The sequence below is a fragment of the Rhizobium mayense genome (assembly GCF_030272705.1).
Taxonomy (GTDB): domain Bacteria; phylum Pseudomonadota; class Alphaproteobacteria; order Rhizobiales; family Rhizobiaceae; genus Rhizobium; species Rhizobium mayense.
Window position 1 is genome coordinate 209,181 of sequence record NZ_JARFYM010000010.1, and the last position, 15,467, is coordinate 224,647.

Genomic DNA, 15,467 nt, shown 5'->3' on the forward strand with positions numbered 1-15,467 from the left:
CATGGCAACTCCCCTCGTCGTTTCGGAAGTCTTCAAGAGCTTCACCATGCACCTGCGCGACGGCATCCGCCTGCCGGTCGTCGCCGATGTCTCCTTCTCCGTCGCCGCCGGCGAATGCGTTGTTCTCGGCGGCCCTTCGGGCATCGGCAAGAGCTCGCTTCTGAAGATGATCTACGGCAATTATGCCGTCGACAGCGGCCAGATCCTGGTGACGCACAAAGACAGGATCGTCGATCTTGCCACCGCCGATCCGCGCACGGTGCTGGAAGTTCGCCGGCATACCATGGGCTATGTCAGCCAGTTCCTGCGCACGGTGCCGCGCGTTGCGGCCATCGATGTCGTCGCCGAACCGCTGCTGGCGCGCGGCGAAAGTGCCGATAGCGCCCGCGAAAGGGCGGCCGGCTTGCTGACGCAACTCAACCTGCCGGAAGAGCTCTGGCAATTGCCGCCCGCTACCTTCTCCGGCGGCGAGCAGCAGCGCGTCAATATCGCCCGCGGCTTCATCACCGATCATGCCATCCTGCTGCTCGACGAGCCGACCGCCTCTCTCGACGCCAAGAACCGCGCCGTCGTGGTCGACATGATCGAACGGAAGAAAAAGGCCGGCGTCGCCCTGCTCGGCATCTTCCATGACGAGGAAGTCCGTGAGGCTGTCGGCAGCCGTGTTCTCGATGTCTCGCAATTCTCACCCAGAAAGTCAGCCGCATGAGCCGTCAATTGGGCGAAACGCCCTTCATCAGCCCGACCGCGACCGTCAAGAACTCGACGCTCGGCCGCTATACCGAAGTCTCCGACCGCTGCCGCATCGATGAAACCGAGATCGGCGACTATTCCTACATCATGCAGGACGGCGCCGTCTGGTGCACGACGATCGGCAAGTTCGTCAACATTGCCGCGGCGGTGCGCATCAACGCCACCAACCATCCGACTTGGCGGGCAACGCTGCATCACTTCACCTATCGCGCCGCCGACTATTGGCCGGACGCCGATATGGAGAAGGATTTCTTCACCTGGCGGCGGGACCACCGCGTGACCATCGGCAACGATGTCTGGATCGGCCACGGCGCCACCATCCTGCCGGGCGTCACGGTCGGCAACGGTGCAGTCATCGGCGCCGGCGCTGTGGTCTCCAAGGACGTCGCCCCCTATACGATCGTCGGCGGCGTGCCGGCCAAGCTCATCCGCCAACGCTTCACCGAATCAGTCGGCGCGCGGATGGACAAGCTTGCCTGGTGGGATTGGGATCACGCCACGCTGCGCACCGCACTCGACGATTTCCGCGCCCTTTCGGCCGAGGATTTCCTGGTCCGCTACGGCGCGTGACGCCTTTGCGCGAACCAAGCGCAATCATCGCTGAAATCTGCCTTTAAGCCCGAAAATCCTCCGCGATTTTCGGGCTTTTTCGTTGCCGTTACGAAAGCCCCAAACGGCGGTGGATTGTAACAACAGTTACATAAATCTGACATCGGAGCTTCATGAACCGGGGCTAATGCGTTGCCTATGCTCAGCGTATGACCGCCTCGAACGCCTCTTCGAAGCGAAGGATCATGCGCCTGTCCAAATGGCTCCGCAGCGCCGATTTCAGTGTTTGCAGCGGAACCAGCCAGCCGTGAAAGGGAAGGCCTCATGTTCGAGCTGAAGAATGTCTCGCGCCGATTCGGAAACAAGCTCGCCGTCGATTCCGTGACGCTGGACATTCCGCAAGGACAGATGGTCGGTGTCATCGGCCGCTCGGGCGCCGGCAAGTCCACGCTGCTGCGTATGATCAACCGTCTCGCCGATCCGAGCTCCGGCTCGATCCATTTTTCAGGCACCGAAGTTTCCAAACTGCGCGGCCGGGCATTGCGCAGCTGGCAGCGCGATTGCGCCATGATCTTTCAGCAATTCAATCTGGTTCCGCGCCTCGACGTGCTGACAAACGTCATGCTTGGCCGCTTGAACCAGCGCTCGACCATGCTGAGCCTGCTTTCCATCTTCAGCCGTGAAGAGCGTATCGAAGCCATTGCCGCGCTCGAACGCCTTGGCATCGAGCAGACCGCATTGCAGATGGCCGGCACGCTGTCGGGCGGGCAGCAGCAGCGCGTGGCCATCGCCCGCGCCCTGATGCAGCAACCGAAGATGATGCTCGCCGACGAACCGATCGCCTCGCTCGATCCGCTGAACGCAAAGATCGTCATGGATGCGTTGCGCGACATCAACGAGCGCGAAGGCATCACCGTCATCACCAACCTGCACACGCTGGATACGGCACGCAACTATTGCGAACGCATCATCGGCATGGCCGCCGGCCGCGTCGTCTTCGACGGCAAGCCGGCGGAGCTCACGGCCGGGGCCGTCAAGGAAATCTACGGCACCGACAAGGACGGTGCCGGTATCGACGAGACGATGACGTCGACCGCCATCAATCTTGCCGATCAGTCCGCGCAAGCCGCGGCAAACCCATCTGCCGGCCTGCAACCGCTGGCACTGGCCGGTCTCTGAGGGAGCCGGCCGCGATCGAAGGCCCGCGTCAAGGGCGTATTTCTTTTAGACCGAAGACATCCGGGGACACCGGTTAATCAGGAGACGAACCCATGTTGAAGAAGACCCTTCTCGCAGCCACGGCGCTTCTCGCGCTCGCTGGCGGCGCTGCCGCTCAGGACATCAAGGAATTCCGCGTTGGTATTCTCGGTGGCGAAAACGAAGCTGACCGCCTGCGCAACTACGCTTGCCTCGCCGACCACCTGAAGGAAGCCTTCGGTTTCGAAAAGGTTTCGCTGTTCCCGGCTGCCGACTATGACGGCGTTATCCAGGGCCTGCTCGGCGGCACGCTCGACTTCGCCGAACTCGGCGCTTCCGGCTACGCCGGCACCGTCATCAAGGACCCGAAGGCCGTTACCCCGATCCTGACCACGCAGCAGACGGACGGCTCGACCGGCTACTACTCGATCGGTCTCGCTCTGAAGTCCTCCGGCATCAAGACGATCAACGACGCCAAGGGCAAGAAGCTCGGCTACGCCGATCCGGATTCCACGTCTGGCTACCTCGTTCCGCTGACGCAGATTCCGAAGACCACCGGCATGCCGAACGACAAGTTCTTCGCTTCGACCCAGTTCAACGGCGGTCACGAAAACAACCTGCTCGCCGCTTATGACGGCAAGGTCGACGTTGCTGTTGACGACTCTTCCGGCCTCGGCGATTTCAAGGACGGCTTCACCTCCGGTACCTTCCGCAAGGAAGTCGACAAGGGCGCCGTTGACCCGAACAAGCTCGTTGAAGTCTGGCGCTCGCCGCTGATCCCGAACGGCCCGCTCGTCGTTCGCAACGCTCTCGGCACCGAATGGCAGGCCAAGCTGACCGACTTCTTCCTGAAGCTCCCGACCACCGACGCCAAGTGCTTCTCGGCAATCGAAGGCGGCGACTTCAAGGGCTACGTCAAGGTTTCCCCGGACTTCTACAACGCCGTTATCGATGTTCGTAAGGCTGCCATCGGCGGCTGATGCCTATCCAGACTGAGGGGGCGGCCGGCGACGGCCGCCCCTTTTCCTATCACAAGGACAGGACTTTCATGACGATTGCCGATACTCAGCCACAGATGCAAAGCGCGCCCCAGAGCGCCAAGGATATCGGCGACGCATGGAGCAGGATGGTGGCCCGCCGCCGTCTCTATACCGGCATTGGCCTGCTGATACTGATCTTCGCCTTCGTCAGCTCTGTCCGCTTTGCCGACGAAAGCAATGCCGGCCACTTCTTCGACCGTTTGCCGCATCTTTTCGATTTCCTGAGCTGGCTCATCCCCAAGGATTGGGCCGACGTCTATCGTGCGCTCTTCGACCTGCCGAGCCCCAATGGCGCAGGCGGCATCGGCGGCGAGGAATTCAATTTCCCGAACGGCCGCGTCTATGTCTGGGGCGATTTCTACATCCCCGAATATTTCGAGCTGATGCTCATCACGATCAACGTGGCGTTGGTCTCCACCATCATCGGTTTCGTCTTCGCTCTGCCCCTCAGCTTCTTTGCCGCGCGCAACATGTCGCCGTCGCATCCGCTGCGCCTTGTGACGAAACGCTTCATGGAACTGCTGCGCGCCTTCCCTGAGATCGTCATTGCCGGCCTGTTTTCGGCGATCCTGTCGATCGGCCCGATCGCTGCCATTATTGCCGTCGGCCTGCACACGATCGGTGCGCTCGGCAAGCTCTTCTACGAAGTGGTCGAGAATATCGACATGAAGCCCGACGAAGGCATGAAGGCAGTTGGCGCAAGCTGGACGGAACGCGTTCGCTTCGCAGCCCTGCCGCAAGTGCTGCCGAACTTCATGTCCTATGCGCTGCTGCGCCTGGAAATCAATGTCCGCGCCTCGACCATCATCGGCGCGGTTGGTGGCGGAGGTATCGGCGAAGAACTGAAGCTTTCGATCTCGCGCGGCTTCGGCGCCAAGACAGTGGCGCTCGTGCTGCTGCTCTTCGTGACGATTATCGCCGTCGACCAATTTTCCGCATGGCTCCGTCGCCGTCTCGTCGGCGAACATGCCTTCCTACTGCAACATTGAGGTGGGCCATGTCCGTCATCGACGCAAGCCGCATGCAAGAACTCGAAGCACGCTACCCGGAAATCCTGCACCGCTCGTTCCACCAGCGTTTCGGCGCACTGCTGATCTTCATCGGTGTCATCCTCTACGGTATCTACGCCGTCTGGTTCTTCGACCTGCCGAAGGTCATCGCGGAAGCTCACTGGGAGCGCGTGGGCATCTATTTGAGCGAATGGATCAGCTACGACGTGCAGCCGGAATTCCGAATTTCCGGTGACAAGATCAGCGTCAAATATCCGCGTTATTCGCCGCTTGGCGACGACCCGCATCCGGATTGGGTGACGAACAATCCTGACGGCAGCCTGACGGTCTCCGTCAGCGGCACCAGCCGCACCGTGACGATTACGAAGACGCAGGCGATCCTGACGGCACATGGCGTCACCATTCCGATCGATATCACGGGCGATTCGCCTAAGGTCCTCGGCTCGGAGCCGGTGCCGTCCTGGGTTACCGTCTATGACGATAACATCCTCGCCAATATGGGCTTTGCCGGCGACGTCAGCATTTCCACCGACCGCGTGAAGATCCGCAAGCGCTTCCTCGGTTGGGCCAACTTCATCTTCGACACGCAATCGCCCTTCTTCGACAAGCCGGCGAGCGAAGTCGTCAGCCTGATCGTTGCCGGCCCGCGGCTGAAGCCGAATGAATCCAACCTGTCGCTGGCCTTCGACAATTTCTGGAACAATACCGCCTGGCAGCACGGCGACGTCATCACCAAGCTGTTCCAGACCATCGTCATGGCCTTCCTCGGCACGCTGCTCGGTTCGCTCGCAGCCTTTCCGCTGGCCTTCATGGCAGCGCGCAACATCACACCGAACCGGCTGCTCAATCAGATATTGAAGCGTTTCTTCGACTTCCTGCGTTCGGTCGACATGCTGATCTGGGCGCTGTTCCTGACCCGCGCCTTTGGCCCCGGCCCGCTCGCCGGCAGCGGCGCGATCTTCCTGACGGAGACCGGCACGCTCGGCAAGCTCTATTCCGAAGGGCTGGAGAACATCGACAACAAGCCGCGCGAAGGCGTCAAGTCCACCGGTTCCTCGACGGTCCTCGTGCATCGCTACGGCATCATGCCGCAGATCGTTCCCGTCATCGTCAGCCAGACGCTCTACCAATGGGAATCGAATGTGCGCGGCGCCACCATCATCGGTGCGGTCGGCGCAGGCGGCATCGGCCTGAAGCTCTGGGAAGCCATGCGCACCAACGCCAATTGGGAAAACGTTGCCTATATGGTGCTGCTGATCCTGATCGTCGTCTTCCTGTTCGACATGGCATCCAACGCGCTGCGCCGGCGCCTGATGGGGACGCACGGCGGGTGAAAAAAGGCTGCTGAAAACCGCGTTGTATCATCATTTTGTCACGGGAATCCGTTAGCGCAGGCGCGGGCATGACAGGATCGGTCGTGCCGGCTTAGCCGGATTCGATTCGCACCTGTCTCGCTTCACTTGCGGTTTGCCGCCAAATCACCGAACAATGTTTCGCGCAGCCGATTTTTTCCAAGGAATACAGCCTTGCGCTACGCTCTCTATTTTACACCGCCCAAAGCCGATCCTTTGACGGCGCTTGCCGCCCGCTGGCTCGGCCGCGACGCTTTTTCAGGCGAGATTTTTTCCGACAAGGCCATCGGCTTTGTGCCGGAGGACCATGCAGAGATCATTGCCGAGCCGAGCCGTTACGGATTTCACGGCACGCTGAAAGCGCCCTTCGAGCTCGCAGCCTCGGTCACCGAGCGCGATCTTCTGGACGTGGCCACCGATTTTGCCGCGCGTACGCCGGCCTTTGCCATTCCTGAACTCGTGCTCGGCCAGCTTGGCCATTTCTTTGCGCTTGTTCCGGCAATGGTCTATCAGCCGCTGCAGGACTTCGCTGCGCAGGTGGTAAAGACTTTCGAGCCATTCCGCGCTGCTCTTTCCGATCATGACATTGTACGGCGCAAGCCGGAAGGATTGACCGAGCCGCAGCGTGCGAACCTGTTGCGCTGGGGCTATCCTTATGTGCTGGACGAGTTCCGCTTCCATATGACATTGACAGGCAGGGTCACGACAGAGCGGCAAGCCGGCATCCATGACCTGCTGCGCGACCGCTTCTCCGACCATATCGGCAAACCGCTCGCCATTTCGGGCCTTGCCGTTTTCGTCGAGGAAGAACGTGGTGCGCCCTTTACTGTCCGTTCCTGGCTGCCGCTTGCCGGCGCCCAAAGCTGAAAGACATGACATGACCAAAGAAACCGTCCTCTCCAACGCCCGCATTGTCCTCGAAGACAAGGTTCTTCAGGGGTCGGTCCTGATCCGCGACGGGCGGATTGCCGACATTTCCGAAGGCAAATCCGATATCGGCGAGGATTTCGAAGGCGACTATCTCATCCCCGGCCTGGTCGAACTGCATACGGATCATCTCGAAGCCCATTATTCGCCACGCCCCGGCGTACGCTGGAACAAGACGGCGGCTATCCAGGCGCATGACGCCCAGATCGTCACTTCGGGCATCACCACCGTGTTTGACTGCCTGCGCATGGGTTCGGATGAAGACGGCGGCTTCGAAAAAGGCGAAATGCGCGACATGGCCGACGCCATCCAGGCAGCACAACGCGAGGACCGTCTGCGCGCCGACCACCTGATCCACCTGCGCTGTGAAGTGTCCTCCGACAATGTTCTCGATCATTTCCACGACTTCGAAAAAGATCCTTACGTCCGCCTGGTTTCGCTGATGGACCACGCGCCGGGCCAGCGCCAGTTCCAGACCATGGATCAATATGTCTTCTACTATCAGAAGAAGCGCGGCTTGAGCGACGAGGCCTTCGCCCGTTTCGTCGCCAAGCGTCAAGAAGAATCGGCCAAATACGCGACGCCGCACCGTGACGCTATCTCGAAGGTCTGCACTGAGCGCGGCATCACCATCGCCAGCCATGATGACGCCACGCTCGCCCATGTCGACGAGGCCGTTGCCTACGGCGTTCGGCTCGCGGAATTCCCGACCAGCATCGATGCAGCCAAGGCTTCTCACGGCGCCGGCATGAGCGTGTTGATGGGCGCGCCGAACATCGTGCGCGGCAAGTCGCATTCCGGGAATATCGCTGCCCGCGATCTTGCCGACCTCGGCGTGCTGGACGTGCTGTCTTCGGACTATGTACCGCTCAGCCTGCTGCATGCGCCCTTCATCCTCGCCGACGAGGTCGAGGGCATTTCGCTGCCGCAGGCCATCGCCATGGTGACGGCAACGCCAGCGAAGACCGTCAGCCTGAACGACCGCGGCCGCATCGTCGAAGGCTTGCGCGCCGATCTCGTGCGTGTCCGCCGTGATCAGGGCGTGCCGGTAACACGCTCGGTCTGGCGGGAAGGGCGGCGAGTGGCATGACACTCGACGCCAACATCGAGCCGGCTAAGAACCTGGCCGCCGACACCGCCGGTACCCTGGCCGTCGTGGTTGGGCCCAGCGGTGCCGGCAAGGATACGCTGATGAATCTCGCCGCCCGGCATTTCGCCGGCCGGCCCGATGTTCACTTCGTCCGCCGCATCATCACGCGTGAGGGCGATGCCGGCAACGAAGATCACAAAGCCGTCTCGAACGCCGATTTCGACGCCATGGAACAGGCCGGCGCATTCGCCGTCTCCTGGGAAGCACATGGGCTGAAATACGGCATCCCGGCTGAAGTCGCCGGTGAGCTTAAGCGCGGCAATCTGGTCATTGCCAATGGCTCACGCTCGGCGTTGCATCACTTCCAAACCGCATTTCCGCGGCTCAAGGTCATCAACATCACGGCGCGGCGCGAGGTGTTGGCTGAACGGCTGATGGCGCGTGGGCGCGAGAGCCGCGAGGATGTGCTGAAGCGGCTGGAACGCAGCTCACTCACCGTCAACGGCAGCTATGACGTCGTCAATATCGACAATAGCGGCATGCTTGGGGACGCCGAGCGGGCGATCATTTCCGTGCTGGAAGCGCTGATTGGGAAGTAAGCGTTCGAAGCTGAAAAAGACGCGGCATACGCGAGGACATATCTCGCCCTTGGCGGGCGAGATAGCAATTTCACTGGTTTAGGGATTGCGCAATAATGGTAACCGCACATTCAAAAGCTTAGCGCAATTTCTAAGCAATTGAAATTGCAAGAGCGGGGGGCCGGCCTCGTCCAAATTAATTGAGGGGTTCCATGCGCCCCTGCCTACCCTCGCCCTTGCAATTTCTAACACTTAGCCTGCGGCTAAATGTAAGAATTTGCTTTCCCGCCCGCCAGGGGCGGGATAGACCGTTTCCGACCCGCCGCTCAGTGCGCCTCGTCCCAATTGTTGGCGGCGCGAGCGTCCACCTTTAGCGGCACAGACATATCGACGGCCGGCATGGCGGCATTTTCCATTACCGAGACGATGATCGGCGTAGAGCGCTCGACATCGGCGTCTTCGACTTCGAAGATCAATTCGTCGTGCACCTGCAACAGCATGCGCACGCGATCGCCGAGGCCGGCCGCCGCAAGCGCCGGCTCCATCTTGATCATGGCTCGGCGAATGACGTCGGCCGCGGACCCCTGGATCGGCGCATTGATCGAGGCGCGTTCGTTGAAGGCGCGCACCGACGGATTGGAAGAGCGGATTTCCGGAAAGTGCACACGGCGGCCGAAGATGGTCTCGACATAGCCCTTGTCGCGCGCTGCCGCCTTGGTGCTTTCCATATAGTCGCGAATGCCGGGGAAGCGCTCAAAATACCGCTTGATATAGTCGCCCGCTTCCGAGCGCTCGATCGAAAGCTGGTTGGCGAGGCCAAAGGCGGAAATGCCGTAGATAATGCCGAAATTGATCGCCTTGGCGCGGCGGCGAACTTCGCTCGGCATGCCCTCGATCGGCACGCTGAACATTTCCGAGGCCGTCATGGCGTGAATGTCGACGCCGTCGGCGAAGGCCTGCTCAAGCTGCGGAATGTTGGCGACATGCGCCAGCACGCGCAGTTCGATCTGGCTGTAGTCGGCCGAGATCAGCTTATGGCCCGGCGTCGAGATGAAAGCCGTGCGGATCTTGCGGCCTTCGGCCGTGCGAACCGGAATGTTCTGCAGGTTCGGCTCGGAAGAAGACAAGCGCCCCGTCGTGGTCGAAGCCAATGAATAGGAGGTATGGACGCGCTTGGTTTCGGGGTGGACGTAGCCCGGCAACGCGTCGGTGTAGGTGGATTTCAGCTTGGTGAGCTGGCGCCAGTCGACGATCTTGCGCGGCAGCTCGAAGCCGGCGGCCGCCAAATCTTCCAGGACTTGCGCCGAGGTCGACCATTGCCCGGTCTTGGTCTTGTTGCCGCCGGCAAGACCCATCTTGCCGAAAAGAATATCGCCGAGCTGCTTCGGCGAGCCGATGTTGAAGCGCTCGCCGGCCAGTGTATAAATCTCGTCTTCCAGGGCGGCTGCGCCTTGCGCCAGCTCGCCGGAGAGGCGCGACAGGATCTGCCGGTCGATGGTGATGCCGCGTTCTTCCATGTGAGCGAGAACCGGCACAAGCGGCCGCTCCAGGCGCTCATAAACACTGGTGAGCTTTTCCGCCGCCAGCCGCGGCTTCAACACCAGCCAGAGCCGCAGCGTCACATCCGCATCTTCGGCAGCATAGGTGGTGGCCCGGTCGATATCAACGAGATCGAAGGTGACGTTTGATTTGCCGCTGCCGGCGACATCCTTGTACGCGATGGGCTTGTGGCCGAGCCAGCGCTCCGACAGGCTGTCCATGCCGTGCGTGCCGTTGGCGCCGCCGTCCAGTACGTAGGAAAGCAGCATGGTGTCATCGAAGGCTTTGAGCTCGATGCCATAGCGCTTCATCAACAGATAGTCGTACTTCAGGTTCTGCGCGATCTTGAGGATAGAAGTGTCTTCCAGCAGGTCCTTCAGCCGCGGCAAGGCATCGCGCAGCGGGATCTGGTTATCCGCGAGCCCGCCGCCAAGCAGATCGCCGACGCCATTCTTGTGGCCGAGCGGCACATAGGCGGCGCGGATGACCGCACCGGAAGAATCGTTCCTGTTATCGGCGATCGCGAGCGAAAAGCCTACGATTTCAGCCTGCATCGCGTCGAGCGAGGTCGTCTCCGTATCGAAGGCGACAATGCCGGTTTCGCGCGCGTCCGCAATCCATTGGTCAAGAACGGACAGATCGCGGATGGTGACATAGGTCGAGTGATCGATGGGTGCGGTGGCGAAGCTTGCTGCTCGCGCCTTGGCAAGTTCGGCCGGCTCCGCGGCACTTTCCGAGGCCATGCGCGACTTGACCACCGGTGCAGGCACCGAGGCGCCCTCGGCCGCGACCTGGCTGCCGGCGACGAGATCGACATTTTCGCCGACATCGAGATCCGGACCATGGGCGGTGTCGCCCCACTCGACCTTGACCTCGGATGGTTCGATCGCCGCCGCATCGCAATTGCAGGCATCGGCGACGCGGCGGGTGAGCGAGGTGAATTCCATCGCCTTCAGGAAGCCGATGAGTTTCGGGCCGTTCTGCGGTTCGAGTACCAGGGCGTCGAGTGACAGCTCCAACGGCACATCGGTCCTCAGCGTCACCAATTGCCGGGAAATCCGGGCCAGCTCGGCATTGGCGACAATATTTTCACGGCGCTTCTGCTGCTTGATCTCGCCGGCGCGGGCAAGCAGCGTGTCGAGATCGCCAAACTCTTCCAGCAACTGCGCCGCCGTCTTCGGGCCGATCCCTGGAATGCCGGGCACGTTGTCGATCGAATCGCCGGTCATGGCCTGCAGATCGATCATCTTTTCCGGCGGCACGCCCCATTTCTCGATGACATCGGGTATGCCGATCTGCTTGTCCTTCATGCTGTCGTACATGTGGACCATGGGGGTGACGAGCTGCATCAGATCCTTGTCGGAGGAGATGATGGTGACATCGGCGCCGTTTGCCTCGGCCTGACGAGCATAGGTGGCGATGATGTCGTCTGCCTCGAAGCCGTCCGTCTCGATACAGGGCAGGTTGAAGGCACGCGTCGCCTCGCGGATCAGCCCGAATTGCGGGATCAGCTCCTCCGGCGGTGCGCTCCGGTTGGCCTTGTAGGCGTTGTAGATATCCTTGCGGAAAGTCTTCGAGGAATAGTCGAAGATGACGGCGAAATGCGTCGGCGTGTCGCCGACCGAAGTATCGCGCGCCGAGGTCAGCAACTTCCACAGCATGTTGCAGAAACCGGAGACGGCGCCGACCGGCAATCCATCGGATTTGCGCGTCAGCGGCGGCAGGGCATGGAAGGCCCGGAAAATGAAACCGGAGCCGTCGACGAGGAAGAGATGATCACCTTTTTTCATGGCAACATGGATAGCGTGGCCCATCTCCAACGTCCATATAAAGTTCCATCAGGCAATGTGCGAAACAACCTAAATCTCTCACTGAAACGTTACTAATTTTTAATCAATCTAATCTGCCGATTCCCTTGAAAAACCATATTCAGAGTATCATGTTTTACTCACCGGCGATTGATTACGCCGAGGGTCTGGCAACCGGCCTGTCCCCCGCCATGTCAGACTTGGACAAAGGCCTATCCCCCTCTCCGGGCCTTTGTCCCCCCTTCAAAGCCGTCATGGTCCCCCCTCCAGGCCATGGCGGCTTTTCTATTAGAATTCATTCACATAGCCAGCAAAACAAGGTGCGGAATATCACCAGAATTTAGCCGTTTTCAGACGCGCCCACCCAAGATTTGCTGATTGTGTTACTCCAAAATACGGGCATACTTGCAATCATGGGATTTAACCGGATGGACTCTGCGGCTTACCTTGCCAATCAAATGGCGAAGGGATTTGCCCGCTCGTTGCAACAACGGGCGGCAGGGCTCGGTTTTTCGCCCGGCCAGTTCCCAATCTTGCTCGAACTGTGGTCCGAGGACGGGCTGACGCAGAAGCAGTTGCTTGAGCGCGTCGACATCGAACAGGCGACGATGGCCAATACCTTGTCGCGCATGGAGCGCGACGGGCTGGTGGAGCGCCGGCCGCATCCGTCCGACAAACGCGCGCAACTGGTCTTCCTGACCGGCAGGGCCTCCGCCATGCAGACGGAAGCCGTCGAAGCGGCGATGGCAGCGGACAAGGACCTGTTCAGAGGCTTCCGCACCTTCGAGCGCGAGTTGCTGCTCGAATATGTCCGGCGCATCCTGGAAAACGCCAAGCTTCTATAGAGCGTCGCATGTCGCCTGTTGGCCGGCATTCGGAAATTTTCGGTTTTCCTGCCTCGAAACCGGATCGGCTTTGGTCTATCGTCCGGCCAATTTCCATGTAAGGAGTCGGATATGACCGATGTATCGCCCGTTCTCGACCGCGCCGATCAGAACCTTCCATCCAGCCTCGATAACCTCTTCGAACTGTTGCGCATCAAATCCATCTCGACCGATCCGGCCTTCAAGGCGGAGTGCCGCAAGGCAGCAGAATGGCTGGTCGCCTATCTGAGCTCGCTCGGCTTCACGGCCTCCGTGCGCGACACGCCCGGCCATCCGATGGTCGTCGCCCATCACGACGCGGCAAGCGCCGATGCGCCGCATGTTCTTTTCTATGGCCACTACGACGTGCAGCCGGTCGATCCGATCGAGCTTTGGGAGAGCGATCCTTTCGCGCCTGCCATCAAGGACATGGGCAACGGCCGCAAGATTCTGACCGGTCGGGGCACCTCCGACGACAAAGGCCAGTTGATGACCTTCGTCGAAGCCGTTCGCGCCTATAAGGAAATCAAAGGTGCGCTGCCGGTCCGCATCACCATCCTATTCGAAGGCGAAGAGGAATCCGGCTCACCGTCGCTGAAGCCTTTCCTCGAAGCCAATGCCGCCGAACTGAAGGCGGACTTTGCGCTGGTCTGCGACACCGGCATGTGGGACGGCGATACGCCGGCGATCTCGGCGGGCTTGCGCGGCCTCGTCGGTGAAGAAGTCACGATCAACGCCGCCGACCGTGACCTGCATTCCGGCATGTTCGGGGGCGCCGCCGCCAATCCGATCCATATCCTCACCGACATTCTCGCCGGCCTGCATGATGAGACCGGCCGCATTACGCTCGACGGCTTCTATGATGGCGTCGAAGAGACGCCGAGCAACATCAAGGCCTCATGGGAATCGCTCGGCATGACGACGGAGAAATTCCTGGGCGAAGTAGGCCTTTCCATTCCATCGGGCGAAAAGGGCCGCTCGGTGATGGAGCTCGTCTGGGCGCGGCCGACGGCTGAGGTCAACGGTATTTCGGGTGGCTACACGGGCGCAGGCTTCAAGACCGTGATCGCCGCCAAGGCGTCGGCGAAGGTATCGTTCCGTCTGGTCGGGCAGCAGAACCCGGCGGCAATCCGCGAGAGCTTTCGCGCCTATGTCCGCTCGAAGGTTCCCGCCGACTGCTCAGTGGAATTTCATGGGCACGGCGCCTCGCCCGCAATCCAATTGTCCTACGACTCGCCGGTGCTGACCAAGGCGAAGAACGCCCTTTCCAACGAGTGGCCGAAGCCGGCTATTGTTATCGGCATGGGCGGATCGATCCCGATTGTCGGCGACTTCCAGAAGATGCTCGGCATGGAATCCCTGCTCGTCGGTTTCGGCCTGGCCGACGACCGCATCCACTCACCGAATGAGAAATACGAACTGAGGTCCTATCATAAGGGCATCCGCTCCTGGATCCGCATCCTCGACGCGCTCGTCGCTTAAGCTGTCGAACGAGGACGCGCGAGCGAGATCGCGCGTCCTCTCATTGTTTTCCTCTTCATTGCCGTGTGCTACCATTCGATGTGGCCAGCAATGTTTGCACCCGTATCAATTTCGATTCGACAAACACCTACGATTCTTGTAGGCGTTGATTAAACGATTAATCAATCTTTTTATCAATTGGTGTAACGACCAGATGGCATCCACGCGCGCCGGACCCAATCTCAGCAGGATTGCAGCCTCGCTCGGCGTCTCCGTCGCAACCGTGTCCAATGCCCTTTCCGGCAAGGGACGTGTTTCGGCGGAGCTGGTCGAGCGCATACGCGCCACAGCCGCCGCGCTCGGCTATGTGCCGAGCCAGGCGGGCCGCGCGCTAAGGACCGGACGGAGCGGCGTTCTCGGCCTGGTTCTGCCCGATATTTCCAATCCGCTCTTCCCGCAAATCGCCCAGGCGGTCGAATATGCCGCCTCCGTCGCCGGCTACGGCATATTGATCGCCGATTCCCGCGGTGACATCGGCATGCAGACCGAAGCGATCAACCGGTTGGTGGAACGCGGCGTCGACGGCATGGTGATCGTGCCGCGGCGCGGCACGCGCATCGCCGATGCCGGCTGTCCCGTGGCTGTCATCGACACTCCCTCGACGCCAGGCAACACGGTCTCCGCCGACCACTGGCAGGGCGGCCGCGAGATCGCCACGCATCTCCGCGATCTCGGACATCGCAAGATTCTGCTGATCGGCGCGAGCAGCACCTCCAACGTGCAGAACGACCGCATCGGCGGCTTCAAATCCGCCCTCGACGCGACCATAAAGACCGAGGTTCTCTGGATCGAAAAACTGGAAGAGCAGAACGGCCCCGGCTGCCTGTTGGGACTGGCGGACAAGGCGCGGCAGGGTTTTACCGCCTTCGCAGCGCTCTCCGACCTGCATGCATTGCGCGCACTCACCGAATTGCAGCGGGCCGGCATCGCCGTGCCGGACAGTGCGACCGTCACCGGTTTCGACGATCTCATCTGGTCGGCGGTCGTTACTCCCGCGCTCACCACAATGCGCATGGACATGGAGACGATTGCCGAGATCGCCATCGCGGCGCTGGTCAATGCCATCGAGAATGGCGGACCGATCGAAAAAGGGGGGCCGGGCGAAGCGGCTGCGGACGAGCCGCTGCCCGGTAGCCGACTCGTCACTGCAGAGAAATCGCGCGTGCCGATGCAGCTTGTCGTCCGTCAATCCTCCGGCCCCGGGCCGGCAAGAACGAACCTCTCAGCGGAGAACTCCTGA

The 15,467-nt window shown here is 60.9% G+C and carries 13 protein-coding genes; 12 read left to right on the forward strand and 1 reads right to left on the reverse strand.

All coding sequences use genetic code 11. The features are described 5' to 3' along the window. Position 1 precedes the first annotated feature (1 nt). The 9 genes from phnL to phnN all read left to right on the forward strand — a co-directional run bounded on the left by phnL (position 2) and on the right by phnN (position 8,517). Positions 2–709 (forward strand): phosphonate C-P lyase system protein PhnL, encoded by a 708-nt coding sequence (phnL, locus tag PY649_RS15050; protein ID WP_285869293.1) that lies wholly within the window; start codon positions 2–4, stop codon positions 707–709. Continuing rightward, on the forward strand, positions 706–1,323 hold the full coding sequence (locus PY649_RS15055; RefSeq protein WP_285869294.1) for a DapH/DapD/GlmU-related protein: 618 nt from the start codon (positions 706–708) through the stop codon (positions 1,321–1,323). Before phnL ends, PY649_RS15055 begins: the two co-directional genes overlap by 4 nt. Before the next feature lie 303 nt (positions 1,324–1,626). After that, positions 1,627–2,481 carry a phosphonate ABC transporter ATP-binding protein gene (gene phnC, locus PY649_RS15060; RefSeq protein ID WP_285869295.1) on the forward strand — a complete coding sequence of 285 codons (855 nt, stop codon included), beginning with the start codon at positions 1,627–1,629 and terminating at the stop codon, positions 2,479–2,481. Between the two features lie 92 nt (positions 2,482–2,573). Then, positions 2,574–3,479, forward strand: a complete 906-nt coding sequence (gene phnD / locus PY649_RS15065) for a phosphonate ABC transporter substrate-binding protein (protein WP_285869296.1) — start codon at positions 2,574–2,576, stop codon at positions 3,477–3,479. Between the two features lie 68 nt (positions 3,480–3,547). Then, the gene (gene phnE, locus PY649_RS15070) at positions 3,548–4,528 is read left to right on the forward strand and encodes a phosphonate ABC transporter, permease protein PhnE (protein ID WP_285869429.1); all 981 of its coding nucleotides are present in this window, start codon (positions 3,548–3,550) and stop codon (positions 4,526–4,528) included. 8 nt (positions 4,529–4,536) lie between these two features. Further along, positions 4,537–5,883, forward strand: a complete 1,347-nt coding sequence (phnE, locus tag PY649_RS15075; RefSeq protein WP_285869297.1) for a phosphonate ABC transporter, permease protein PhnE — start codon at positions 4,537–4,539, stop codon at positions 5,881–5,883. A 192-nt stretch (positions 5,884–6,075) separates the two neighbouring features. Next, positions 6,076–6,768, forward strand: a complete 693-nt coding sequence (locus PY649_RS15080; RefSeq protein WP_285869298.1) for a DUF1045 domain-containing protein — start codon at positions 6,076–6,078, stop codon at positions 6,766–6,768. A 10-nt stretch (positions 6,769–6,778) separates the two neighbouring features. Then, the gene (locus PY649_RS15085) at positions 6,779–7,918 is read left to right on the forward strand and encodes an alpha-D-ribose 1-methylphosphonate 5-triphosphate diphosphatase (RefSeq protein WP_285869300.1); all 1,140 of its coding nucleotides are present in this window, start codon (positions 6,779–6,781) and stop codon (positions 7,916–7,918) included. Next, positions 7,915–8,517 (forward strand): phosphonate metabolism protein/1,5-bisphosphokinase (PRPP-forming) PhnN, encoded by a 603-nt coding sequence (gene phnN / locus PY649_RS15090; protein WP_285869302.1) that lies wholly within the window; start codon positions 7,915–7,917, stop codon positions 8,515–8,517. Before PY649_RS15085 ends, phnN begins: the two co-directional genes overlap by 4 nt. Before the next feature lie 305 nt (positions 8,518–8,822). On the opposite strand, the gene polA is transcribed toward phnN, so the two are convergent. Continuing rightward, positions 8,823–11,825 carry a DNA polymerase I gene (gene polA / locus PY649_RS15095; RefSeq protein ID WP_285869431.1) on the reverse strand — a complete coding sequence of 1,001 codons (3,003 nt, stop codon included), beginning with the start codon at positions 11,823–11,825 and terminating at the stop codon, positions 8,823–8,825. Between the two features lie 446 nt (positions 11,826–12,271). On the opposite strand from polA, the gene PY649_RS15100 reads away from it, so the two are divergent. The 3 genes from PY649_RS15100 (at position 12,272) to PY649_RS15110 (ending at position 15,467) form a co-directional block, all read left to right on the forward strand. Continuing rightward, positions 12,272–12,688 carry a MarR family winged helix-turn-helix transcriptional regulator gene (locus tag PY649_RS15100; RefSeq protein WP_285869305.1) on the forward strand — a complete coding sequence of 139 codons (417 nt, stop codon included), beginning with the start codon at positions 12,272–12,274 and terminating at the stop codon, positions 12,686–12,688. Between the two features lie 111 nt (positions 12,689–12,799). Beyond that, positions 12,800–14,188, forward strand: coding sequence for a M20/M25/M40 family metallo-hydrolase (locus tag PY649_RS15105; RefSeq protein ID WP_285869307.1), 1,389 nt, complete (start codon positions 12,800–12,802; stop codon positions 14,186–14,188). A 193-nt stretch (positions 14,189–14,381) separates the two neighbouring features. Continuing rightward, entirely contained in the window at positions 14,382–15,467 is a 1,086-nt protein-coding gene (locus tag PY649_RS15110; RefSeq protein ID WP_285869308.1) for a LacI family DNA-binding transcriptional regulator, read from the forward strand.

Coding starts and splice junctions, on each gene's coding strand:
- phnE (WP_285869429.1), top strand. CDS start 3,548: ATGACGATTGCCGATACTCAGCCACAGATGCAAAGCGCGCCCCAGAGC.
- phnD (WP_285869296.1), top strand. CDS start 2,574: ATGTTGAAGAAGACCCTTCTCGCAGCCACGGCGCTTCTCGCGCTCGCT.
- phnE (WP_285869297.1), top strand. CDS start 4,537: ATGTCCGTCATCGACGCAAGCCGCATGCAAGAACTCGAAGCACGCTAC.
- PY649_RS15085 (WP_285869300.1), top strand. CDS start 6,779: ATGACCAAAGAAACCGTCCTCTCCAACGCCCGCATTGTCCTCGAAGAC.
- PY649_RS15055 (WP_285869294.1), top strand. CDS start 706: ATGAGCCGTCAATTGGGCGAAACGCCCTTCATCAGCCCGACCGCGACC.
- phnN (WP_285869302.1), top strand. CDS start 7,915: ATGACACTCGACGCCAACATCGAGCCGGCTAAGAACCTGGCCGCCGAC.
- phnC (WP_285869295.1), top strand. CDS start 1,627: ATGTTCGAGCTGAAGAATGTCTCGCGCCGATTCGGAAACAAGCTCGCC.
- PY649_RS15105 (WP_285869307.1), top strand. CDS start 12,800: ATGACCGATGTATCGCCCGTTCTCGACCGCGCCGATCAGAACCTTCCA.
- PY649_RS15110 (WP_285869308.1), top strand. CDS start 14,382: ATGGCATCCACGCGCGCCGGACCCAATCTCAGCAGGATTGCAGCCTCG.
- phnL (WP_285869293.1), top strand. CDS start 2: ATGGCAACTCCCCTCGTCGTTTCGGAAGTCTTCAAGAGCTTCACCATG.
- PY649_RS15100 (WP_285869305.1), top strand. CDS start 12,272: ATGGACTCTGCGGCTTACCTTGCCAATCAAATGGCGAAGGGATTTGCC.
- polA (WP_285869431.1), bottom strand. CDS start 11,825: ATGAAAAAAGGTGATCATCTCTTCCTCGTCGACGGCTCCGGTTTCATT.